Annotated in this window: 19 protein-coding genes and 1 pseudogene; 5 read left to right on the top strand and 15 right to left on the bottom strand. The window is 31.5% G+C overall.

Annotated elements, in window-relative coordinates; translation table 11 throughout:
* Positions 1–3: 3 nt before the first annotated feature.
* Together FF125_RS10175 and FF125_RS10180 are read right to left on the bottom strand one after the other, a co-directional pair.
* Positions 4–2,982 (bottom strand): amidohydrolase family protein, encoded by a 2,979-nt coding sequence (locus FF125_RS10175; protein WP_138949667.1) that lies wholly within the window; start codon positions 2,980–2,982, stop codon positions 4–6.
* 154 nt (positions 2,983–3,136) lie between these two features.
* Complete coding sequence (locus tag FF125_RS10180) at positions 3,137–4,210, bottom strand: DUF3810 domain-containing protein (RefSeq protein ID WP_138949668.1); 1,074 nt, start codon at positions 4,208–4,210, stop codon at positions 3,137–3,139.
* A gap of 128 nt (positions 4,211–4,338) precedes the next feature.
* On the opposite strand from FF125_RS10180, the gene dnaB reads away from it, so the two are divergent.
* Positions 4,339–5,856, top strand: coding sequence for a replicative DNA helicase (dnaB, locus tag FF125_RS10185; RefSeq protein WP_138949669.1), 1,518 nt, complete (start codon positions 4,339–4,341; stop codon positions 5,854–5,856).
* Positions 5,857–6,165: 309 nt separating this feature from the next.
* Here the strand turns inward: dnaB and tnpA are convergent.
* A pseudogene (gene tnpA / locus FF125_RS22370) lies at positions 6,166–6,624 on the bottom strand (IS200/IS605 family transposase).
* A gap of 286 nt (positions 6,625–6,910) precedes the next feature.
* Here tnpA and FF125_RS10195 point away from each other — a divergent pair.
* Positions 6,911–8,095 carry an asparagine synthetase B gene (locus FF125_RS10195; protein WP_250629748.1) on the top strand — a complete coding sequence of 395 codons (1,185 nt, stop codon included), beginning with the start codon at positions 6,911–6,913 and terminating at the stop codon, positions 8,093–8,095.
* A 245-nt stretch (positions 8,096–8,340) separates the two neighbouring features.
* Here FF125_RS10195 and gcvT read toward each other — a convergent pair whose 3' ends face one another.
* From gcvT to FF125_RS10220, 5 genes are all read right to left on the bottom strand, one after another.
* A complete protein-coding gene (gene gcvT, locus FF125_RS10200; protein ID WP_138949671.1) occupies positions 8,341–9,423 on the bottom strand; it encodes a glycine cleavage system aminomethyltransferase GcvT in 1,083 nt (360 codons plus the stop codon).
* A gap of 135 nt (positions 9,424–9,558) precedes the next feature.
* Positions 9,559–10,854: a threonine synthase gene (thrC, locus tag FF125_RS10205; protein WP_138949672.1), complete on the bottom strand. Its 1,296-nt coding sequence runs from the start codon at positions 10,852–10,854 to the stop codon at positions 9,559–9,561.
* A 13-nt stretch (positions 10,855–10,867) separates the two neighbouring features.
* Positions 10,868–11,404 (bottom strand): 16S rRNA (guanine(966)-N(2))-methyltransferase RsmD, encoded by a 537-nt coding sequence (rsmD, locus tag FF125_RS10210; RefSeq protein WP_138949673.1) that lies wholly within the window; start codon positions 11,402–11,404, stop codon positions 10,868–10,870.
* Between the two features lie 17 nt (positions 11,405–11,421).
* Positions 11,422–12,273 (bottom strand): DUF3822 family protein, encoded by an 852-nt coding sequence (locus tag FF125_RS10215; protein ID WP_138949674.1) that lies wholly within the window; start codon positions 12,271–12,273, stop codon positions 11,422–11,424.
* A complete protein-coding gene (locus FF125_RS10220; protein ID WP_138949675.1) occupies positions 12,239–12,970 on the bottom strand; it encodes a hypothetical protein in 732 nt (243 codons plus the stop codon). The genes FF125_RS10215 and FF125_RS10220 overlap by 35 nt, the downstream gene beginning before the upstream one ends.
* A gap of 115 nt (positions 12,971–13,085) precedes the next feature.
* On the opposite strand from FF125_RS10220, the gene FF125_RS10225 reads away from it, so the two are divergent.
* From FF125_RS10225 to FF125_RS10235, 3 genes are read left to right on the top strand one after another with little or no spacing between them, the layout of a single operon-like run.
* Complete coding sequence (locus FF125_RS10225) at positions 13,086–14,513, top strand: ATP-dependent DNA helicase (protein ID WP_138949676.1); 1,428 nt, start codon at positions 13,086–13,088, stop codon at positions 14,511–14,513.
* Entirely contained in the window at positions 14,503–15,780 is a 1,278-nt protein-coding gene (locus FF125_RS10230; protein WP_175418905.1) for a D-alanyl-D-alanine carboxypeptidase, read from the top strand. The genes FF125_RS10225 and FF125_RS10230 overlap by 11 nt, the downstream gene beginning before the upstream one ends.
* Positions 15,781–16,335 carry a 1-acyl-sn-glycerol-3-phosphate acyltransferase gene (locus FF125_RS10235; RefSeq protein ID WP_138949678.1) on the top strand — a complete coding sequence of 185 codons (555 nt, stop codon included), beginning with the start codon at positions 15,781–15,783 and terminating at the stop codon, positions 16,333–16,335.
* Positions 16,336–16,385: 50 nt separating this feature from the next.
* On the opposite strand, the gene miaA is transcribed toward FF125_RS10235, so the two are convergent.
* From miaA to FF125_RS10270, 7 genes are read right to left on the bottom strand one after another with little or no spacing between them, the layout of a single operon-like run.
* Positions 16,386–17,312, bottom strand: coding sequence for a tRNA (adenosine(37)-N6)-dimethylallyltransferase MiaA (gene miaA / locus FF125_RS10240; RefSeq protein ID WP_175418906.1), 927 nt, complete (start codon positions 17,310–17,312; stop codon positions 16,386–16,388).
* Positions 17,305–18,147 carry an ion transporter gene (locus FF125_RS10245; protein WP_138949679.1) on the bottom strand — a complete coding sequence of 281 codons (843 nt, stop codon included), beginning with the start codon at positions 18,145–18,147 and terminating at the stop codon, positions 17,305–17,307. Before FF125_RS10245 ends, miaA begins: the two co-directional genes overlap by 8 nt.
* Before the next feature lie 8 nt (positions 18,148–18,155).
* Positions 18,156–20,108 carry a DUF3857 domain-containing protein gene (locus FF125_RS10250; protein WP_138949680.1) on the bottom strand — a complete coding sequence of 651 codons (1,953 nt, stop codon included), beginning with the start codon at positions 20,106–20,108 and terminating at the stop codon, positions 18,156–18,158.
* 8 nt (positions 20,109–20,116) lie between these two features.
* A complete protein-coding gene (locus FF125_RS10255) occupies positions 20,117–21,478 on the bottom strand; it encodes an exonuclease domain-containing protein (RefSeq protein ID WP_138949681.1) in 1,362 nt (453 codons plus the stop codon).
* Entirely contained in the window at positions 21,479–22,564 is a 1,086-nt protein-coding gene (locus FF125_RS10260) for a M28 family metallopeptidase (protein ID WP_138949682.1), read from the bottom strand.
* 43 nt (positions 22,565–22,607) lie between these two features.
* A complete protein-coding gene (locus tag FF125_RS10265; protein ID WP_138949683.1) occupies positions 22,608–23,405 on the bottom strand; it encodes an ABC transporter ATP-binding protein in 798 nt (265 codons plus the stop codon).
* Positions 23,402–24,394: a FecCD family ABC transporter permease gene (locus FF125_RS10270; protein WP_138952499.1), complete on the bottom strand. Its 993-nt coding sequence runs from the start codon at positions 24,392–24,394 to the stop codon at positions 23,402–23,404. Before FF125_RS10270 ends, FF125_RS10265 begins: the two co-directional genes overlap by 4 nt.

Below are 24,394 nucleotides of genomic sequence, written 5' to 3' on the forward strand. Positions count from 1 at the left end.
GTTTTAATAGTTGATTGTATCACAGTGTAATTCTTTTTTCACCCTCTTTTTGGGAGCTTGAGTGGGAGCTCCACCGTTTTTTTCATTCAACATCATATTTATAAGTTGATTACGTTCCATTTGTATTTTTAAACGTTGCTTTTTATCTTTTTCTAAATCAAAATATACTTTACCTTCTATAATTGTTTTTTCTGCTTTAGCATAAACGGATAATGGATGATCAGTCCATAATACAACATCAGCATCTTTACCTACCTTAATACTACCAACTCTATCATCAATATGTAATAATTTAGCAGGATTAAGCGTCACAAACTTCCAAGCATCTTCTTCAGACACACCTCCATATTTTACGGTTTTAGCAGCTTCTTGATTTAACCGTCGAGACATTTCTCTATCATCAGAATTAATAGCGGTAACAATACCAACATTATGCATAATAGATGCATTGTAAGGTATGGCATCATTAACTTCGTATTTGTAAGACCACCAATCAGAAAAAGTAGAACCTCCTGCTCCATGTGCTTTCATTTTATCAGCCACTTTATAACCTTCTAATATATGTGTTAGTGTATTGATGTTAAAATTAAATTTTTCTGCTACTTTCATTAACATATTAATTTCACTCTGTACATAAGAGTGAGCCGTAATAAAACGCTCTTTATTTAAAATTTCAGCTAATACTTCCATTTCAATATCTTTTCGAAACGGTGTACCACTTTTTTTAACGGCATCATATTCTTTGGCTCGTTGAAAATAATCAGTGAGCATTTGCTCAACTCCCATTCTCGATTGTGGAAACCTGTTTGTGGTCGTTGGATATCTTGATTGCTTTACATTTTCACCTAAAGCAAATTTTATAAATTTTGGAGAATTGGTATAAATCATTTCATCACCAATTTCACCCCATTTTAATTTTACAATGGCTGAGCGTCCACCAATTGGATTAGCAGAACCATGTAAAATTTGCATTGAAGTTACACCACCACCTAGATTTCTATAGATATTAATATCTTCACTATCAATATTATCTTCAATAGTAACTTCTGCACTTGAATTTTGTCCAGCCTCATTAACCGATTGTGCAGCAACATGTGTATGTTCATCAATTATACCAGCCGTTAAATGTTTACCGGTAGCATCAATGACTTTGGCAGAACCTGCTGATAAATTAGATCCAACCTTTGCAATTTTTCCATTTTTAATTAATACATCTGTATTTTTAAGAATTCCTTCATTTTCATTTGTCCATACCGTTGCATTTTTAAACAGCATGGTTTCTTCTTTTGGTTTTTCTGAAAGCCCATATCCTATATTAGGAAAGGTTATCGGCATAATCTCTCGCAAATTTTTATCCTTTTTATTCTTCTTGTCTTTTGAAGTAGAAGGCTTTTTTATCGCCGACCAGTTAACTGTTTTACCATTTGCCAATTGAGCATTACCGTTAATGTTATCGGAATCAGATTGAATTCGAGCATTAAGCTGAATATTATCACCTTTATCAGATAGTATTAGTCCTAACCAATTGTCATTATAAGTGACACTACCTTTTAGTTTAAGGGTATCCTTTTTTATGGTTGCTTTTGGTTTATTTGCGTCACCAGTAAAAGTAAGGTCATATGTTTTACCATCTAAGTTCAAGGTGTAGTTACCTGATAAATCTTTAACAGACATGTCTTTAATTACATTTTTGGTTCCTTGTACCCAATTTTCATACAATTTTGTGTTGGAATCAAAAATATCGCCATCCGTAATTAAAAAATTGGCTTGCATTCCTTTACCTAAGGTACCAATTTGATTGCTCTTACCTAATATTTGTGCAGGAATTGTAGTTAACGCTTCTAATGCTTTTGTTTTATCTAATCCGTAATCAATTGCTTTTTGTAAATTTTTTGTAAAATCTTTTAAGGACTTTAAACTATGTGCAGTCAATGAAAAAGGAACATTATTCTTAGCTAACACGCTCAAGTTTGTAGGTGCTTGGTTCCAATATCGCATATCTTCTAAATTGATATAATCAGCCTGATATGGGTTTGAAACATCAAATGCTTTTGGAAAGTTAATCGGAATGATATAGGTAGCATTTGTTTTTTTAATTTCATCTACTAATTGATATTCATTACCCTGTCCCACTATGGTGTACTGTACACCAAACTGATCACCTATTTTATCAGCCCGCAAAGCATTGTGTTTATCACCCGCATAAAATATTTGTTTTAAACTTTTATTGGTATTAAACGCTTCGAGGGTTAAATCTTTGGTATCAATAGTTCCTTTAGCATACCAATCAGCATCAATATATACTTGACGAAGTAATGCCATGGCTCCCATTAAAGAAGTTGGATATACTTGTTTTGAAGCACTACTTTTATTAAACGATAAGTATTGGGCAGAGTTAACATCTAATAACCTATCTGCATTAGAACCTTCTGAGTTTAGAGCTACTAAAATTCCGTTTCCTCGTACAATTCCATCCTGCATGTGGGTATTTACTACGCCAAAACCAGCATTACGAAGTTCTTCTGCTTTTTTTGAATCATAGTTAAAAACATCTAATGCATTGGTTTCTGCTCTGATGTGTTCATTCCAATAATATCCTTTACGATTGGTGTCATATTGAGGTGCTTGACCAAAACTACGTCGTTGCGGTTTTGGTTCTGAAATTCCAAAGTTGGAATAAACATCAATAAATGAAGGATAAATACTTTTGCCTTCAAGGTTAATGCTAACCGTATTTTTTGGAATGGAAATGTTAGAACCAACATTAGTTATTTTTCCATCCTTAATCAGGAGTGTACCCTTTTTTATGGTCTGTGTGGGACTTACAATTATAGTAGCATTAGTAAATGCCGTATAATTTGTGGTTTTTGTTTTAACACCATCGTTTTTAGGAAAATACTCTTGAGCAGTAAGTGCAGTGATACTTAAAAAAGTTAAACATATGAATAGCCTAAATGGTAGTCTATATAATTTCGATTTCATAGAATATAAAGAGTTTGGTTAAATTAGAATTCTAAAAATATAGATAATTAGCTAGTTGAGTTAAGATATAGTTAAAATTAACATTTCTTTAAGGAATTTTAAAAGGAATCATCATTTCTTAAATTCTAAGCTTAGTACTCAAGGTTTTTGATAATTAAATCCCATATTTCTGATCGTAAGCAATTAATAAATTTACCATTCTACTATATGTTTTCATCCCTTCTTTTTGTTGATTAGCTTTTAGATAACCATCATAAAATATCTTAAAGAAAGGTTCTAATTTGTTTTGATAAGCTAACCAGAACTCTTCGGACTCATTAATGTTTTTCAATACACCTTTAGGTATTTTTTCAATATATGACTTAGCTGCGTTTTCATCTAAAAGATATAAACCAGCAATTGAGAAACGTAGAGCTTTTAGATAGGCGGAATAGATAAAATAAAGATCGTTACTTTTCGTAGCGGCTAAGAATCCTATAAAATTGGCTTCGTCTTCAAAACCAATTCCCAATTGATGAGCAACTTCATGACACGTAATGGCGGGTAAATTCACTTTTGGAACATAGCTATTGACTTGTGCTTCACCTGAAATCGGATTTAAATATCCAGCAAAGCCCATATAGCTTAAAGGTAAACTGAAAAGTGATTTTTTTAATGATACATTTTTATAAGTGTAAACAGGAAACTCCTCAGCTAAGGTTGTATATGCCAATTGAGTTTTTTCTAAAATTTCAGTTTTAGAGTATGGAACAAGTACTGCTAAACTATCATTCGATTCCAGTTGATGTTGTGTCTGTTTTAAATTTTCTAAAAGTTTTTCAGTGAGTGCACTTAAGTTTTCGATGGTAATTTTTTCCTTCTTAAGTTCTAGATTGGTATATAATGAATTTCGATAATAGTTTAATCCCCATAAAAAATGAAACAAAAAATAAAACACGGAAAAATAAGCCCCTAATTTAAAAAGCTGCTGCCCAGTATTTTTGAATTTGCTTTTAATCCATTTCACGATACCAATTACGAGTGATAATCCTATTAAAAAATAAAGAATGTCACCCACAGAAAATGGAATCCAGCTAAAGGTAAACCTAAAAATGTTAGAAATAATAGGGTAAATTCCATTTGAATAATAAAGATCAATTGTATTTGGAAAGTGTGAAAGTAATTTTACTAAAAGTATTTGTACAACTAGCAATAGGCTAAGTAATTGATACACGGTTAGTTTCTTCATAGGTCAAAAATACTTAAAAATTCTAGTTGTCAAACTTATTAACAAATATATGACTTATTAACAGTTTCTGTTCAAATATAATCGTATTTTAGAGTAAAATTGAAAAAGAAAAATTTACATTTGCCATAATGGAAAACGTACAACCTGTTAGAACTAAAAAAGCCAATAAAGGTACTTTAATTAACCTAGAAAAAGGCAAATTACCACCACAAGCAGTTGATTTAGAGGAAGCTGTATTGGGGGCAATGATGATTGATAAAAAAGGTGTTGATGATGTAATTGACATTTTACATGCGGAGGCGTTCTACAAACAGTCGCATCAAATTATCTTTGATGCTATTTTTAAGTTGTTTAATGAATCTGAACCTATAGATTTATTGACGGTTTCTAGTCAGTTAAAAAAAGATGGTCAGTTAGAGAGTGCCGGTGGTGATTTTTATCTTATTGGTCTTACTCAAAAAGTAGCATCTTCTGCACACATTGAATTCCATGCTCGTATTATAATCCAAAAATACATTCAAAGACGTTTAATTAGTATTTCAAGTGAAATTATAGATGAAGCTTATGATGAAACTTCTGATGTATTTGATTTATTAGATTCTGCCGAAACTAAATTATTTGAAGTTACTCAAGGAAACTTAAAGAAAAGTTCAGAAGCGGCCGAAGGTTTGGTTTCTCAAGCCCTTAAAAAGATTGAAGAAATATCTAATAAAGAGGGTATGAGTGGTGTTCCATCAGGATTCTCAAAATTAGATGCATTAACGTCTGGTTGGCAACCTTCAGATTTAGTGATATTAGCAGCGAGACCTGGTATGGGTAAAACGGCATTTGTAATGTCTATGGCCAAAAATGTGGCGATAGATTTTGATACACCCGTAGCCATATTTTCTTTGGAGATGAGTTCTGTTCAATTAATTACAAGGATGATTTCTAGTGAAACAGGAATTTCATCTGGTAAATTAAGAAAAGGTGATTTACAACCACATGAATGGGAACAATTAAATGTAAAGGTTAAAAACTTATCAAAAGCACCAATATTTATAGATGATACGCCTTCATTATCTATTTTTGATTTACGTGCCAAAGCAAGACGTTTGGCGTCACAACATGGTGTTAAAATAATTATTATTGATTATTTGCAATTAATGACTGCAGGTAATATAAATAAGGGTGGTGGAAATAGAGAACAAGAAATCTCTACCATCTCTAGAAACTTAAAGGCATTAGCAAAAGAATTAAGTATACCTGTAATTGCGCTATCACAGTTATCTCGTGCTGTAGAAACTCGTGGTGGTAGTAAACGACCTTTATTATCAGATTTACGTGAATCTGGTGCGATTGAGCAAGATGCAGATATTGTATCTTTTATATTCAGACCAGAGTATTATGGTTTAACCGAGTGGGATGATGATGATCACAGTCCATGTGAAGGTCAAGCCGAGTTTATTGTAGCCAAACACAGAAATGGTGGATTGGAAAATATACGTTTAAAATTTACAGGTCATTTAGCATTATTCTCAGATTTAGAAGAATCGTTTTCAAGTGAATTTCAATCTAAAATGAATGATTTTATTACGCCACAAAATCCACAAGATGCTTTTGGAGATGTTGCGGCACCAGATGATGATGGTGATGTTCCGTTTTAAAATAAATTAGTATTAGTCTAGAAATAAACATGACTTAAGAAAGGTTGAATTTCCTGATAGCTTAATTAATATTATACCTTGTGGAGGAAAATGATATTTTCATCGTAGGTTTAAAGAAGGGAAAGTGATTATTGGATTAATTGAAGTAGAGGATGGAACGTTAAGGGAAATACCAGCAAGAAATATCCAATTTGTAGATTTTTTTCAAGGAAAAAAAAAGTGTATTTATAACTTGATTTTAAGCTCCAGAGGAGTAACATGTTAATAGAAAATAATGCCATTTTTCATTTAAACTCCATAGGATCGATATTAATCGTCGTTAGAAATATTTTCCGTTTTGTAATCAATGTCATAGGCATTTAGAAAATTAATATATTCTTCTTTAAATGTTTTTGTTCTATGATGTTCTTCTTGTTTTTTAATGTAATTGATTATTTTTGGGAGTTGTGATTGACCAATAGAAAATGCACCAAAACCATTTTGTCATTCAAACTTTCCATTAATAAATTGTTTTTCATTTATCCATTTGGAAGAATTTGATTTAATATCTCTAATCAAATCTGATAGATTACAATTGGGTTTTGTTCCAATTAAAAGATGAATATGGTTTGGCATGCCGTTAATAGTAAAAAGCTTTTGGTTTTTGTTAGAAATTATTCCGGATATGTATTTATACAATTCATCTTTCCATTTTGATAAAATTATATTGTTACGGCCTTTTACGGCAAATACAAAATGAAAATAGATTTGTGTGTAGGTGTTTGCCATTTTATTATGTCGCTCCTAATGGAGCTGAATTATATGAATTAAATCTTTTTCTATTAATATATTACCACGCTGTGGCGACTTTCTTGAAATTTCGTTTTGCATTCAGATACTAACAAATATACCAAATACAAAATGTTAAAGTATAACGACTTAATTTTAATAATTGTAATTTTGAACAATCTTAAATCTTAAATCTTAAATCTTGAATTTTAAATTAAAATATATATTTATAACGATTATACTACTCTTAAGTGAGGTGTCTTTTGCATCTTTTATACTTATTCCAATGGATGATGTAGGGCAAAAAAATCATTTAAAGGCATATGGTATTACTTATTTTTCTTTAGAAAAGGGAAATGATGTAAAATGGTTGTTAAATTATAAAGGGGGATCGTTTTTACTAGAAGACCATAAAGAATTTAGAAACGAATGTAAAATTAGAGGGGTATCATACGAAGTTATTTCAGATACAGAAGCATTACAAATATTAGAATTGATTGCTAGTCCATCACAAAATATGGAAGCAGTAACTTTAGAAAAAGCACCAAAAATAGCGGTGTATTCTCCAAAAGATAAAATGCCTTGGGACGATGCCGTTACTATGGTATTAAATTATGCTGAAATTCCTTATGATGTTGTTTATGATGAAGAAGTTTTACGTGATGAGTTGATTAAATATGAATGGTTGCATTTACATCATGAAGATTTTACAGGACAGTATGGTAAGTTTTATGGATCGTATAGAGCTACCCCATGGTATATTGAAGGTAAAGCGTATTCTGAAAAGCTAGCAAAAAAGTTAGGGTATTCAAAAGTATCAGAAGAGAAGTTAGCGGTTAGTTTACGAATTCGTGATTTTGTAATTGGAGGTGGATTTATGTTTGCCATGTGTTCTGCTACAGACAGTTTTGACATTGCTCTTTCTGCTGAGGGGGTTGATATTTGTGAAGCAATGTTTGATGGTGATCCTTCAGAAGCAAATTACCAAGATAAGATTGATTTCGATAAAACATTTGCGTTTACTGATTTTAGATTGGTAAGAAGTCCAACTGAATATGAGTTTTCATCTATTGATATGACTCAAAAGAGATATATTCAAAGAACGGCAGATTACTTTTCTTTACAAGAATATTCAGCTAAATGGGATCCAGTACCTACAATGTTAACACAAAACCATACTTCTTTGGTAAAAGGTTTTATGGGACAAACGACGAGCTTTGATAGAAAGAATGTAAAATCGACCGTTTTGGTGATGGGTGAAAATAAAACAAACGAAGAAGCGAAATACATTCACGGTGTAAAAGGCAAAGGTATGTGGACGTTCTATGGCGGTCATGATCCTGAAGATTACACGCATAGGGTAGGAGATCCAAAAACAGAATTAGACTTACATCCTAATTCTCCTGGGTATCGATTGATTTTAAACAATGTATTGTTTCCTGCAGCTAAGAAGAAAAAGCAGAAAACTTGATTTCCGTTTAATTTAATGTTCTATTGTTAATTTTGAAACTTGGAGTAGAAAAATAGCTCTCCGCTTTTTCAATGACGTTTTATACCCACGTTGTTCCCTTGAAGAAACAATTTATTATAAATGTATTGGAAATTTGATCAATTGAAAAAAAGGACCTCGTTAATTTTTAATATAATTTCTTTTAGTATCGATTGTCCCCTTGAGGGGACTTTAGGGGTGTACAGTTGCTAAGCAAATAATAAATTCTATCCCTTGTAAAAAGGTAACTTAACAACAGTTGCTGGTATAGATTTTTTACGAATAGCAATATAAATGGTAGTACCTACTTTAGAATATTCAGTCGGAACATAGCCTAAACCAATTCCTTTCTTTAAAGAAGGACTCATGGTACCAGAAGTAACTACTCCAATTTTTTTATCATCTGCGTCAACAATATCATAATCATGACGAGGAATACCTTTTTCAGTAAGTTCAAAACCTACTAATTTTTTAGTAACACCATCTTCTTTTTGTTTTTTTAGATTTTGAGAATTGGTAAAGTCTTTGGTAAATTTTGTAATCCATCCCAAACCAGCTTCTAATGGCGATGTACTATCATCAATATCATTTCCATATAGACAAAATCCCATTTCTAAACGAAGGGTATCTCTAGCTGCTAATCCGATTGGTTTAATACCTTCAGCTTTACCAGCTTCCATCACTTTATTCCACACCTGTTCAACTTCAGAATTTTTACAATAAATTTCAAAACCACCAGAACCTGTATAACCAGTAGCAGAGATAATTACATGTTCCATACCAGCAAAATCGGCCACTTCAAAAGTATAATATTTCATATTCTCTAAATCAATAGAGGTCAAAGATTGCATTGCTTTAGCTGCTTTTGGACCTTGAATTGCCAATAAAGAGAAGTCTTCTGATAAATTCTTCATTTCCGCTTTCATGGAATTGTGTTTGCCAATCCAGTCCCAATCTTTATCAATATTTGAAGCATTAACTACCAATAAATACTTTTCTGAATTTAATCTGTAAATTATTAAATCATCTACAATACCACCATCTTCATTAGGCAAACAGCTGTATTGAGCTTGACCATCCACTAATTTTGAGGCATCGTTAGAACATACTTTTTGAATTAATTCTAAGGCATTAGGGCCTGTAATTAAAAATTCGCCCATGTGCGAAACATCAAAAACACCAACACCATTTCTTACCGTCTCATGTTCTACATTAATACCTTCATATTGAACAGGCATATTGTAACCTGCAAATGGGACTAATTTTGCTCCAAGAGCTTCGTGAATGTGTGTTAAAGCTGTGTTTTTCAATGTATACTGTTTTAAAAATTTATATTTTCGTGAGGATCAGAATGTTTTTTGGAAAATTCCCATCCCTACATATTATGTAAAAAGTAGAAGTTGATCATTCATAGAATTAATAATCAACTTAAACAAAGTTAGGAATTATTTAGTCAATAAAAAAGCCTTCAATGCATCATATGTTTTAATGAATGTAGCTTTTTTAGTTTTATTAATAACCGCTTCAATTTGAGGAGGATACTCCAATGATTTTTCAATGACAGGTTCTACAACATCTAAAAACTTTACAGGATGAGCAGTCTCCAAAAATACACATTGTGTGTTTGGATTATTTTCTTGATATTTCTTGCAACCTAAGTAACCTACAGCTCCATGAGGATCAGCAATATAGTTATCGTTATGGTAGATGTGTAACATTGCTTTTTTAGTTTCTTCATCTGTAAATGAGTAGGAGTGAAGGTCACCTTTTAACGTTTCCAAGTCATCATTATAAATCTTTTGAATCCTTATAAAATTACTAGGATCTCCAACATCCATAGCATTAGATATGGTTTGATGGGAAGGTTTCGGATTGTATTCTCCCGTTTCCAAAAACTTGGGAACGACATCATTAATGTTAGTAGCTGCAATAAATTGGTGAATGGGCAACCCTAATTTTTTGGACATCATTCCTGCACAAATATTACCAAAATTTCCACTCGGTATAGAAAAAACTAATTTTTTATTTTTATCCTGAAGTTGCTTGTAAGCAAAAAAGAAATAGAACATTTGTGGTAACCAACGGGCCACGTTTATAGAATTGGCCGACGTTAGTTGTTTGCTATCTGTAATAGCACTATCTAAAAATGCCTTTTTCACCATGGCTTGGCAGTCATCAAAAGTTCCATCAACTTCTAAAGCAGAAATATTTGCACCTAAAGTTGTTAGTTGTTTTTCTTGAACATCACTTACCTTTTTACTAGGGTATAAAATAACTACTTTTACATTTTTAACGCCTAAAAATCCACTTGCTACGGCACCACCAGTATCTCCAGAAGTTGCAACCAATACAGTTACTTCTCTATCACTATCTCTATTAAAGTAGCCCAAACAACGAGCCATAAACCGTGCACCAACATCTTTAAAGGCCATCGTTGGACCATGAAATAATTCTAATGTTTTAATGTTGTCTTCAATAGTCACCAAAGGAAAATCAAAACGTAGGGTTTCTGCTATAATATTTTTTAAAATAGATTCGGGAATTTCGTCACCAACAAATTGTTGTATGGCAGCAAAAGCAATTTCTTCATTTGAATAGTTATTGATATTTTCAATAATTTCATTTGAAATTGGATTTATTTCTTCAGGAAAATAAAGTCCTTTATCTTCAGCTAAACCTTTTATAACAGCATCTTTAAATGATACTTCTTTGGCTTTATTATTTAAACTATAGTATTTCAAAGTTTATATATTGTTAGTTGTTAAAAAAACTAAACATACTACTACCATATCTTTTCGAATAACTAAAGTTTGGTAAGTCAGAAATATCTGTATGCTTAGAATGTTCAATAATTATTGTTCCATCCGTATTCAACATTTCATTCTCAAAAACAGCACTTAAAATTACAGTAAGTTGTTCTTTAGAAAAATCATAAGGTGGGTCAGCAAAAATAATATCGAAAGTTAATTGATTCTTCTCTAGAAATTTAAAAACATCACTTTTTAACGTTCTAATATTCAGCTCAAGTTCGTCAGAAGTCTTTTGAATAAATTGTACTGAATTATAATGACTATCTACACTAATTACTTCTTTTGCCCCTCGTGAAGCAAATTCTAAACTAATGCTACCAATACCTGAAAACAGGTCTAATACAGATAAATCCTCAAAATAATAATCGTTATTAATGATATTAAATAATGCTTCTTTAGCAAAATCTGTAGTAGGTCTAGCAGGTAATTTTTTTGGAGCCGTAACTCTTTTCCCTTTATGCTTGCCTGAAATAATTCGCATATAATGTTTTTAGCCTGTTAATATTGGTTGAGTATGGAATAATAAGTACGTTTATCAGTCTCGGAAAAAGCTTCGTCAAAACTATATTTTGATCTATTTTCTAATAAGCTAACATTTCTAATATATTTGTATGCCATTGCAAAAATATCGTCAGTTTTTTCGATTGAACCTAAAAATAGAAATTCAAATTTTTCAGGATTTAATTTTAGTTGCTCAGCGGTAAATAGAACATAGTAAATAAAATCTTCTTTCGTAGAAAATTTAAAAGTATTATAGAATTGTAATTTCTTATTGGCAATAACAATCAGTTCAAAATGACCATTTGCCATATGAGCGAATACTTTTGGCACCAAGCTGTACTTATAAATTGCTAATAAATTTTCTATTAAAACTGTTGAGTTATGCTTGTATTCAAAATGACTAAATTGATCAATTAAAAAATTATTGATATTAACAAAAGGAATAAAAACACTAACAATGTCCATGTTTTTTAATTCGTCGAACACCAAATAATCTTGGGGGTATACTTTTGTATTAAAACTTACATAATCTTGAAGCCTATCTTCATTAAATAAAGGTTTAGGTACAAGCGTAAATAAATCATTTATATGGGTTACAGAAACGGAATTGTAATGTTGTTTTAACAACTCATCATTCCCGAAAATAGAAGAAATATTTGCAATAAGACGTTGTGGAGAGTTATTCGGCTCAACAAAGTCATAATCATTAAGAGCAATAAATGTATTATTCTCTCTGTCTAAGACACAAAAAGAAAATCCACCCAAACTGAATTGGATGGATAAATGATTGTTCTCTAGATGCTTAACATCTAAACTATTCTTCTTTATCTTTATCTTCTGCTGTATCATATGAAGGAGGCCAGTTACCACCAGTTTTAACGTCTTCTAAAGATCCTACAGTTATATACTCACCTCTAACATCTACACCACCTAAAGCTTCCTTTTCTTGTCTAATAAAATCCTTATTTAAACCTTCTAGAACAATAGCTTTATCTACTTTTGCTTCAAAAACAGAAGCACTTATACCTTGCACTTTTTCTACAGTACTAGTTTGTAAATCAAATTTAGCATTGGTACCAGGTACATCAAACATGTTTGCATAGTTTCTACCAGCAAAATCTGCTCTTACATCTTTAAAACCAATAGTGTCTACAACTCTTTTTTCTACATCAATGCTAAGTGCACCTCTTTGCTCCTGAACTACAATATTTTTAGTTTCAGTAATGGCAAATTTAGCAGTATCAATAAACTTAATAAGATCACCAGGCTTATCTGTAAATACTCCAGTAACTTGTCTGTGTGCTAATTCAGCATCACGAATCATTTTTAAATTATCAATTACCTTTGAATATCTTTTTACTTTTTCCTTATTAAATGCTATTGGAGCCATAATAGCTGTGTAAATACTATACCCTAAAAAAGCAATAAGAACCCATAGTAATATAGAAATTATTGGTCTTATTCCCTTAGGAATTTTATTAACAATTAAATACGCGAGCAGACCAACTACTAGAACTGCTGCAATGATGGTTAGAATTGTGTACATCTTTAAATAAATTTGATTTTTATATGGTTATACAGCAAAGCTACAAAAAAAAATTAAAGTTAAAACTTTTATGGTGAATCAATTTGTACCTTTGATGTATTAGTAAAAAAACGTAATGATATCAAGCCCTTTAGACTTTTATAAATTACTGAAAAGTGAATTTCCTTTTACGCCAACTAGCATACAGGATCATTTATTGAACAAATTGTCCGCTTATATTTTTGATAATGACAAAAATACCATCTTTCTCCTGAAAGGCTATGCAGGGACAGGTAAAACAACTACAATGAGTACGTTAGTCAATAATATGTGGCAGGTTGGGATGAAATCTGTGTTATTGGCACCTACCGGTAGAGCGGCAAAAGTAATTTCTAATTATTCAAAAAAGAAGGCATTTACGATTCATAAAAAAATCTATCATCCGCGTAAAGCAAGTAACGGAGGAATATCTTTTACGTTACAACAAAATAAACACACCAATACTATATTTATCATAGATGAGGCTTCTATGATACCTGATAATGCTGGAAATGTGAAATTTTCCGACCAAGCATCTTTACTCGACGATTTAATTTCTTATGTATATTCTGGTAAAAATTGTAAAATTATTTTTGTAGGTGATACTGCCCAGTTACCACCTGTAAAATTGGAATTGAGTCCCGCCTTAAAAGCAGAAACCCTAGAAATTAATTATAATAAAAGAGTCATTGAAATTGAATTGAATGAAGTGATGCGTCAACATCAAGATTCTGGAATTTTAGAAAATGCGACCAACATAAGAGGATTATTGTCTCATGGTAATTTTGAAAATTTCACTTTTAATTTAAATTTTCCAGACATTATACGTTTAACGGATGGTTATGATATTCAAGATGCAATCACCGTCGCTTATGATAGCAGTGGAGTAGAAGACACGGCCTTTATTGTTCGTTCAAACAAACGGGCTAATCAATATAATGAACAAATTAGAAGTGCCATTAGAGGGCAAGAAAATGAAATTGCGACCGGAGATTACATAATGGTTGTAAAAAATAACTATTTTTGGTTAGAAGATAATGCCGAAGCCGGTTTTATTGCGAATGGCGATATTTGTGAAATCTTAAGAATTTCTGATTACAAAGATCTCTATGGATTTAGATTTGCAGGAGTTACTGTGAGAATGATAGATTATCCAGATCAACAACCATTTGAAACTGTTGTATTATTAGATACACTATCAAGTGAAAGTCCTTCATTAACTTATGACGAGTCAAACACTTTATATCAGGAAGTTTCAAAAGATTATGCTGATGAAAAATCTGCATATAAACGGTTGTTAGCAGTTAAAAATAATATCTATTTTAATGCATTACAAATAAAGTTTTCTTACGCCATGACCTGTCATAAATCTCAGGGTGGGCAATGGAAAACCGTTTTTTTAGAGCAACCCTATTTACCAGAAGGGCCAAGTATTGCATATTATAGATGGCTTTATACTGCAGTTACTAGAGCACAAGAAAAATTATATTTAATAGGATTTAAAGATGAATATTTTGAAGAATAAAATAGTAATTAATATATTTAAAATGCTAATTATTAGTGTTTTATTGTCGTCATGTGGCACCACGTATCAATTGAAAAGTGACTTGAATAAAAATGACAAGTCTTCAGCTTTTTTTAATGGGTTTGTTTTGTATAATCCTGTTACTAAAAAGCAGATAGTGAATCACAATGGTGCAAAATATTTTACACCTGCATCAAACACCAAGCTGTATACGTTTTATGCCGCCTACAGAACGTTTAAAGACTCTGTTAAGAGTTTGGCTTATTATAGAACAAAAGATTCTCTAATTATTAAAGGAACGGCAGATCCATCATTTTTGTTTGGTTTTGATAGTTCTAAAGTATTGAATTTTTTAGGTAATGAAAAAGACAGTATCTATTTGATAGATGCACGTATTGAAGATCCAGCATTTGGTAATGGTTGGTCTTGGGATGATTATCCATATTACTATCAACCGGAAAAGAGTCTATTTCCCATTTATGGGAACTTATTAACTTATAAATGGAATTTTGGGGAAATTAAAAGCTATCCCACTTATTTAAAAAAGAACATTACGGTTTTGGATTCTATTTTACTAAGACGAGATTTAAAACAAAATAATTTTTATATCGAAAAAAATAGCAAGCGTAAGTATGAAGTTCCTTTTTTGACATCCAGTAAGTTATCTGCTGAATTGTTAAGTGATACTTTAGGTAAGCCGGTGACGTTAATTAAACCTAAAACACAGCACGATTTTAAGTATGTCTATGGTCAGAAGTATGATAGTTTATACAAACAAATGCTAACGGTTAGTGATAATTTTATAGCAGAACAATTGATGTTGCAAGTGGGTGAAGAAATGGTTGGAAAATTCAATACCAAAGAAGCAATTAAGTATGCTAAAGAAAATTATTTAAATGACTTACCTCAAGATTTTAAATGGGTAGATGGTTCCGGCCTGTCGGTGTACAATAAATTTACCCCTGAAAATACGGTAAAATTATTGGAAAAAATGTATCGCGAAATTCCGAGAGAAAAACTATTGAATTATTTTCCGGTAGGTGGACAGTCAGGTACTATAAAAAGCTGGTATGCTAACAATGGAATACCTTTTGTATATGCCAAAACAGGTACCCTGAGTGCAGTAACTTCTTTAAGTGGATACATCATTACGAAAAAAGGAACACTGTTGATTTTTAGCTATATGAATAATAATTATTTAGTTTCTTCTAGTGAGATAAAAAAGGAAATGGAAACGGCTTTAATGAAAATTTACAACACATATTAAATGAAAAAACTAATTGGTAATTTCACGCTGTTTATCTTTGGATGGAAATTTACATACCCTGAAGAATTTAAAGTAGATAAATGTGTAATGTTAGCGGCTCCACACACTTCTAATTGGGATTTAATCTATGCTTTAGCGGTTTATTGGAAAGCTGGAGTAGAGTCAAAATTTTTGATAAAAAATGTGTATACAAAAGGTTTACATGGTTTCTTTTTTAGATGGTTAGGTGGTATTGGTGTTGATAGGAGTAAAGTAAATAATTTGGTAGATTATGCCGTTAATTTATTCAATACGCAAGAAAAATTAATTTTAATGATTCCAGCTGAAGGTTCTCGAAAACGGGTAGAGAAATGGAAAACAGGATTCTACTATATAGCCAAAAATGCTAAGGTACCCGTTGGTTTAGGCTTTCTTGATTATACCAATAAAATAGCAGGAGTTGGAAAAATTGTTGATATCACGGGTGATTTTAATCACGACATGACCATAATTCAAGATTTTTACAAAGATATAGATGGTAAATTTCCCGAAGATTACAATAAAAGTATTTTTTAGAGAAGCGATGTTTCACGTTTGAAGTCAATTGTAATACAAAAAGAATAGTATCAGAACAATTGACTTTTATTCATTTTAATAGTATGGCCTAACCACTCCACAATATTTTTAGGAGTATCTTGATAATCAAACCATTTAATAGAAGTGTCTTTTCTATACCAGGTCAATTGCCTTTTGGCAAACCTCCGTGTATTCTTTTTAATTTCTTCTATAGCAAAATCGAGAGTGATTTCTTCTTCAAAACAAGCAAATAGCTCTCTATATCCTACTGTTTGTAATGCGTTTAAGTCTTTATGCTTAAATAATTGTTTAGCTTCATCTAACAGTCCGTTTTCGATCATTAAATCAACCCGTAGATTAATTCTATCATAAATAATTTGCCTGTCAGCATTCAATCCAATTTTAATTGGAATAAAATTTCTTTTTACTTTATGTTTATTTTGGAATGAAGAAAATGGTTTGCCAGTTCCCATGCAAATTTCTAAAGCTCTGATAAGGCGTTGATGGTTTTCTAAATCAATGTTTTGATATGTTTCTATATCTAATGATTTTAATTTTTCTTGTAAAAACGAAATCCCTTGTTCTTCCAACTGAAGCTTTAAGTTTATACGAATATGAGGGTCAACCTTAGGGAAATCATCTAAGCCATATAAGACAGCATCAGTATATAAACCGCTACCACCAACCATTACAGCAACATTATGCGTCTTAAATAGCTCATCAAGTTTTAAGAGTGCCTCTTTTTCAAAATGCCCCACACTATACGAATCTTTAATAGAAATATGTTGGATAAAATGATGCTTTACCGCTTCTAATTCTTCAGAATTTGGTACCGCAGTACCAATATTCATTTCTTTAAAAAACTGTCTAGAATCAGAGGAAAGTATTTCTGTATTGAAATGTTTTGCAATTGCAATGCTTAAGGCTGTTTTGCCAATTGCCGTAGGTCCGATAATGGTAATTAAATAGTTAGGCATCTGGTAATTTATGTCCACATTTTCTACAGTATTCAGCGTCATTTCGATGAATTTCTGCACCACAAGAAGCACAAGCCCTGCCATTATCGTGATGCGTATTCTTTCTGTTAGCGGCAGTATATTCAGCAGATACAATTCCAGTAGGTACGGCAATAATTCCGTAACCAATAATCATAATTATAGTAGCTATAAATTGTCCTAATGGAGTTTCTGGCGATATATCTCCATAGCCCACGGTTGTCAATGTAACAATGGTCCAATAGATACTATGTGGTATACTGTTAAAACCATGTGCAGCACCTTCAACTAAATACATAACCGTACCTAAAATAACGGAGATGACTAACACTGAAAAAACAAAAACAAATATTTTTGCTTTACTTGCACTAATTGCTTTGATTAAATTATCAGATTCACCTAAGAAACGAACTAACTTCAAAATTCTAAATACCCTTAATAAACGTAACGCTCTTAAAGCTGCAAAATATTGTGAGCCCCAGAAGAAAAACGACAAGTATTTTGGCATGGTAGAGAGTAAATCAATAATACCATAAAAGCTAAAAATATACTTTTGAGGTTTTTTAACGCAAATAACACGCAAAATGTATTCAATAGTAAATAGTATGGTTACGATCCATTCTGAGATATTAAAAAAGTTGTGGTAGGCATCGTTATAGGCTTTTACACTTTCAAGTAGAACGATGATTACACTATACAGAATAAGAATTAATAGAAGTACGTCAAACAAACGACCTGCCGGTGTATGCGTACCGTATATTACTTCATGTAAAGTAACCCGCCAATTTCTGTTTTGTTTTTCGTTATTTGTTTCCAAAAGGTTAATTATATTTTTTCTAAAGTTATCAAAGAATTCTGAGTTTTGATGATTTGTGCATAAAATTCTTTAAGATAGGGATATTCTTCAGGTACAAAGTAGCTTTTTCCGATTACAAATTTATACATCATGATAATATCATTAGCTTTTTGTTGTATACTAAAAATATAATTTCCACCTGTATTAGGAAGCTTAAAAGCAGTACTTTTTGGTAAAGATTTAATACTGTAACCTTCAGGTGTTTGAAGTCTTAAGCTATATATAAAAGTTCGAGGATAACCAAAATCAATAGGATAGGTTCTTTCTTTTAATTGAAATGGATTTTTAGATATTTTTGAAAGAATAAACGGATTAATAATCATAAGATTCTTATTCAAATTACTTTCGATAGTGATATTGAATTCTTCTTTCAAATTATTTTCTTCACCGTCTAGATTCAAATTTTCATATTGGTTTACTATAATTTTATCGTCATTTTCAATTTCTTCCAAATAATCATCCTCTGAAGATTCAATAATTTCAATTCGCTTATCAAATGCCCTATAGCCTGAATATGATTTTTTAATGGAACCATTAAAATCACCATTTTCATCTATTTTTAAATCCATTGTCATTAAAACTCTATTGTTTTTATTGGGTTTAATATCTACCCAATAACTACCTTTTTTAAAGTTCATTACGCGAGCATATGAATTTAATAAATTAAATGGAAGCATACCAAAAGGCATGGTCTTACGCGTGGCGTCTAAAAGATAACTTTCTCCATCAATAGTAACTTTAGCTATTGCATAATTAAAATCAGTCATTACTGGATACAACTTCGTTGGTAACCCATAACTCCGTCTAGAAAGTAAAGCAATTTCTGCATCATAACCAGCAGCATTTAAAGCATTAATAAGGGCAATGTTTATCTCCGTTGAATTACCCATCTTATTATTAAACGCATCTTTTACCTTAACATCTTTAAATAACCTTATTTTATTATTCCATGTAAAATGAGCTTTTATAAAAGCATAGATTTCTTTAGCTTTATCTAGATTATTAACACCTGTTAAAAAAGATTCAGGGATTCTTTTTTCTAAGTAGTCCACTTTTCTAAGTTGCCGACCGATATTTTTATCACCTTTAAATTCTTTATCTACACTTTTCCAAGTTTCAGTATATTGATGATTTATGCCGTCAAAACCTCTAAATTCAGAAAGTTCAAATTTTAATGCGGATAAATAATTAGATTTAGAAGTCATAAAATCTTCCTCAATAAAAGCGGGAATGTTTTCCATGGCATAAATTAATTCTTCACAATCAGCTTCACCGGTCATACCAGAAATAGAAAAACACCTTTTCTTTATTTTAGATTCATTTTTTGATAATTGTTGAAATCCCATTAATCGTCTGTTATAAACGTAATTACCTGGAATTAAAGCATAAAATTCACTTTTAATTTTGGGAATATCGGTCTGAAAATCCCATCCTGTAAAATTAAATTTAAAGGGAGACTCTAATGTGTATTCATATTCTATAATACTATTTTCCTTTAAATTGGGCATTGTAAATTTTACGTTAGACCAATTGTCATTAATTTTATCCGTAAAAATATTATCTTTTGAAAGATACATTTTTTGCATACCATTGTGAGTGACTGCTTTTATATCTTTTACTTTTTCACTAGTACTATTATTGTTATAAATAGGTATTTCAATTGTTGCAACATCAAATGCTTCCTTATTGAAAATTTTAATTTTAGCATAATATTTAGTGCTTATAACAATAGAGTTTGTGGTTTGAATAAAAGTAGTTTTACCTTTTTCATATAAATAAACTGCGTTTGCCGTAGAATCTCTTTCGTAAATAGTAAGCTCGTAATCTTTTTGTGAAATTTTACCAAAAGTATACTCTTCTTTTGCTTGTGCAAAACCATTAAAACTAATGCACAATAGGAAAAAAGGAATAAGATATTTCATGTAGAGACTTATAGATCAATTATTTTTTTCACCTTATTTCTGCGTAAATAACTTTTTATAATATGTTGTACATCACGGTTATTTTCCATGGAAGTAATAAGTGATTTTAGTACGTCAATATTATTAATTTGATAGTTCAAATTATAAAATCCAATCCCTTTAAAAATACCATTTTCAATCAATAAGGCACTATGTTCGTCATATTCACGGCCCTTATCAATTATGACCATGTTTTTATTCTCAAAACTATGTTTGTCAATTACTTGCTGTACTCGTTCATTGTATACTTCGGCACTTTCCTCAAGAATACAGGCTCCATTACATGCTTTAATGGTATAACTAAAGCAATTTGTTTTGGTGTTATAGATACCCGTTAATTTCTGACACAATTTAAATTCTTCTGTAATTTTAAAAAGGTGACTTTTAGCACTCTGTCTATTCGCAAAAGTAGTTATCGGATTGTCTCTTCCATCCGCTTTATCAATTTCCAAGTTAATATAGCCTTTGTCATCTACAAAGCTATATAAGGCATGGGTAAATACAGTTCTCCGTAGAGCTCGGTTAAAAATGGGTTTGTTACGCTTAATTTCTTCACTTTCTTTGAGCAAGGCTACTAGCTCACTTCCTGTAATTTCGTACGTAACTGTACTTACGAGGTTTTGTATTTTCTTAGATTTTTGACTACTATTGGTAAAGTGTTGATTGATACGCTTCTTTATGTTTACACTTTTACCAATGTAGATAATTTCACCATCAGAACGATGGATATAATATACACCAGTTTTAGCAGGCATATCTTCAACAATATCAATTAACTTAGGATCTAACTGTAATTTAGGCTTGTTTCTAACCGTACTTTTTATAATCTCTTTTTCAACATCTTTATCTAGTAATAATTGAAAAAGTTTAACCGTAGCTATGGCATCACCATTAGCTCTATGTCTGTCCGTTACCGGAATACCAAGTGTTCGGCATAACTTTCCGAGTTTATAAGAATCTAAATCGGGAATTAATTTTTTACTAAGTTCAACGGTACATAAAGACTCACGTTCATATTCATATCCTAAACGGATGAATTCTGTCTGTAAAATTCGGTAATCAAATTTTGAATTATGGGCTACAATTACACAGTCTGTTGTAATTTCTATGATACGTTTGGCAACCTCAAAAAATTTAGGTGCATTACGTAACATTTTATTGTTGATACCGGTTAGATTTACTACAAATGGTTGTATGCTTCGTTCGGGGTTTACCAAACTGATAAAGCTATCTACAATTTGATGCCCATCAAATTTATGAATAGCGATTTCGGTTATACCTTCCTCGTTGAATTTACCTCCCGTTGTTTCTATGTCGACTATGGCGTACACTTATTCCTTATCTACTTCTAATTTCTGATCTCGATTTGCGATTTCCCAAGCAGTATAGAAAGCCAATTGTGCTCTTTTTTGAAGTAAATCGTATCTAATTTTGTCCGGTGTATCCGTGTCTTTATGATAATCTTCATGAACCCCATTAAAATAAAAAATAACAGGGATATTATTTTTTGCAAAATTATAATGATCAGATCTGTAATAAAATCGATTCGGATCCTTATCATCATTATACGTGTAATCTAATTGTAGTTGAGTGTATTTCTTATTTACTGCTTCTGAAATTTCATGTAATTCTGTACTCAATTTGTCTGCTCCAATTAAATATATAAATTCAGGTGTTTCCTGATGCTTTTCGTCAACTCTTCCTATCATATCTATATTTAAATCGACAATTGTATTTTCTAAAGGAAAGATAGGGTTCTCCGTATAATATTTAGAACCATATAAGCCAATTTCTTCACCTGTTACGTGTAAAAAAACGACAGAACGTTTTGGACCATTACCTGCTTTTACGGCTTTTTGGAATGCTTTTGCAATTTCTAAGACAGCGGTAGTACCAGAAGCGTCATCATCAGCACCATTATATACTTTGCCACCTTTTACACCAACATGATCATAATGTGCAGAAATTACCACATATTCATCAGGTTTCTCTGTTCCTTTTATATAAGCGACAACATTTTCAGAGCTAAATTTAGCATTGCCTTTAAAATAAGCTTGTGGAATTTCTTGTAAATAGTTACCATCTGAATTGGCCGCTGAAATACCTAAGGTTTTATAATAATCCGTAATAAATTGAGCTGCTTTTTTTTGTCCAGGCTCGCCTGTAAATCTACCTTCATAAGCATCAGAAGCTAAGGTATATAACACCTCTTTTAAATCTTCTTGAAGGATTGATTCTGCGTAAACTTTACCGGAATCATTCAATAATTTAATTTTAGAAGGCTCTTTAACTTGATTATCAGTAGGGGCTATACTGGTACTTCTTTCTGTAGTTTCTGATTGAGAATCGGATTTTTTTTGTGTACTACTACATGAAAGTACAAATGAAAAAATAACGACGATAAGACTAATCTTCATTAATAATTTTATTAAAAATTTTTGAATACACAAAAGTAACCATTTAATCAGTATTTATAACGAATTGTTTAGAACTCGCATCAAATGTTACTAAATTGGAACTAAATAATGTGGAAACACTACCGTCAGCAATTAAAGTTTCAGTATCCCCAGCAATTAACCCTTTTTCATTCATTAATAATAATTCATCAGCCAATTGAAGGGCCAAAGAGATTTCATGTGAAGAGATTAAAACTGTTTTTTGATACTTTTTAGATAATGTTTTTAATAATTTAAAAATGGCAACTTTATTCTGAATATCTAAATGTGCCGTGGGTTCATCCAAAATGATAAGATCTGTATTCTGTGCCAAAGCTCTTGCTATCATTACTTTTTGTAACTGACCATCACTAAGTTCATTATACCTTTTATCAATTATATGTTTTATATTGGTTTGTGAAATCGCAAGATCAATAAAATTAATGTCATCTTCAGTTAAACTACCAATCCAATTGGTATAAGGCTGTCTTCCTAAGGCAATGAGTTCATATACGGTAAGGTTGCTTTCTGGAATTCTTTCCGTCATCACCAAGCTCATTTTTTTTGCCAAATCAATATTTGTTATAGACTCTAATGCTATAGCACCAATGAAAACAGTGCCATCTAGTTGCGGTTGCACCTTGGTTAACGTGCGAATTAATGTAGATTTACCAATTCCATTTTTTCCTAATAAACAAACAAATTGGCCTTTTGATAAGCTAATATTTATGTTATCAGCGATACAAAGTGTTTTCTTTTTATGTTGATAACCAATTTTTAAATTTTCGGTTTTTAATACGATATGTGAATGATTTGTAATCAATAGCTATTTCTTTTTCTAATAAGCAGCCAAATTACTACAGGAGCACCAAACAAAGAGGTAACGGCATTAATAGGCAATGTATATTCACTGGTAGGTAATTGGGCAATGGTATCGCTAAAGAGCATTATAATGGCTCCTATAATAGATACTGCTGGTAAAATAATTTTATGATCTGATGTTTTTATAATCAATTTTGTTAAATGAGGAACAGCGAGTCCAATAAAGGCAATTGGTCCAGAGAAAGCGGTTATAACGCCAGTAAGTAACCCCGTGACAACCATGGTCAAATTTCGTGTTTTCTTTAAGTTTACCCCCAAGCTCACCGCATAGTTCTCTCCTAATAGTAAACTGTTTAACGGTTTTATAATGGTGATTACCAGACCTAAGCTCAACACGGTAACAAATAATAGAATCAAGATCTCGCTCCATGCTAAGTTTCCTAAACTTCCAAAGGTCCAAAAAACATATTGTTGTAAGCTTTCGGCACTGCTAAAATAGGCAAGAATACTTATGATTGCAGCGGTAAAGCTTCCAAACATTAATCCTATAATAAGAATGGACATGGTATTTTTAATATTTCTAGCCACTAACATTACAACAGACAATACAAAGAAAGCACCCAAACTGGCGGCAAGAGCAATTCCTATATTTGAAATGGATAGGGTAGCGGCAGCACCTGCAAAAGTAGAAGTGCCTAAGATTAATATGGCAACACCTAAACTTGCCCCAGAACTGATACCTAATACAAAAGGACCAGCAAGAGGATTTCTAAAAAGCGTTTGCATTAAAAGACCACTAATGGAAAGTCCTGACCCTACTAAAATGGCGGTAATAGACTTTGGCAATCGAAAATCAAGAATAATATCTTGCCAAGAACCTTTAATGGAATCATTACCAAATAATATCTTCACAATATCTTCAAGTGGAATATCAACAGAACCCAAACTAATATTTATAAGAAATGCTACCCCTAATAAACATAGCAACAT

This window comes from Aureibaculum algae (genome assembly GCF_006065315.1).
Lineage (GTDB): Bacteria > Bacteroidota > Bacteroidia > Flavobacteriales > Flavobacteriaceae > Aureibaculum > Aureibaculum algae.

What these genes read in the sequence shown, in the direction of transcription:
- FF125_RS10225 (WP_138949676.1), top strand. Translation starts at nt 13,086, where the DNA reads ATGATATCAAGCCCTTTAGACTTTTATAAATTACTGAAAAGTGAATTT.
- FF125_RS10260 (WP_138949682.1), bottom strand. Translation starts at nt 22,564, where the DNA reads ATGAAGATTAGTCTTATCGTCGTTATTTTTTCATTTGTACTTTCATGT.
- FF125_RS10215 (WP_138949674.1), bottom strand. Translation starts at nt 12,273, where the DNA reads ATGATACAGCAGAAGATAAAGATAAAGAAGAATAGTTTAGATGTTAAG.
- FF125_RS10195 (WP_250629748.1), top strand. Translation starts at nt 6,911, where the DNA reads ATGGATGATGTAGGGCAAAAAAATCATTTAAAGGCATATGGTATTACT.
- FF125_RS10175 (WP_138949667.1), bottom strand. Translation starts at nt 2,982, where the DNA reads ATGAAATCGAAATTATATAGACTACCATTTAGGCTATTCATATGTTTA.
- miaA (WP_175418906.1), bottom strand. Translation starts at nt 17,312, where the DNA reads ATGCCTAACTATTTAATTACCATTATCGGACCTACGGCAATTGGCAAA.
- FF125_RS10220 (WP_138949675.1), bottom strand. Translation starts at nt 12,970, where the DNA reads ATGTACACAATTCTAACCATCATTGCAGCAGTTCTAGTAGTTGGTCTG.
- rsmD (WP_138949673.1), bottom strand. Translation starts at nt 11,404, where the DNA reads ATGCGAATTATTTCAGGCAAGCATAAAGGGAAAAGAGTTACGGCTCCA.
- FF125_RS10180 (WP_138949668.1), bottom strand. Translation starts at nt 4,210, where the DNA reads ATGAAGAAACTAACCGTGTATCAATTACTTAGCCTATTGCTAGTTGTA.
- dnaB (WP_138949669.1), top strand. Translation starts at nt 4,339, where the DNA reads ATGGAAAACGTACAACCTGTTAGAACTAAAAAAGCCAATAAAGGTACT.
- FF125_RS10235 (WP_138949678.1), top strand. Translation starts at nt 15,781, where the DNA reads ATGAAAAAACTAATTGGTAATTTCACGCTGTTTATCTTTGGATGGAAA.
- FF125_RS10270 (WP_138952499.1), bottom strand. Translation starts at nt 24,394, where the DNA reads ATGTTGCTATGTTTATTAGGGGTAGCATTTCTTATAAATATTAGTTTG.
- FF125_RS10250 (WP_138949680.1), bottom strand. Translation starts at nt 20,108, where the DNA reads ATGAAATATCTTATTCCTTTTTTCCTATTGTGCATTAGTTTTAATGGT.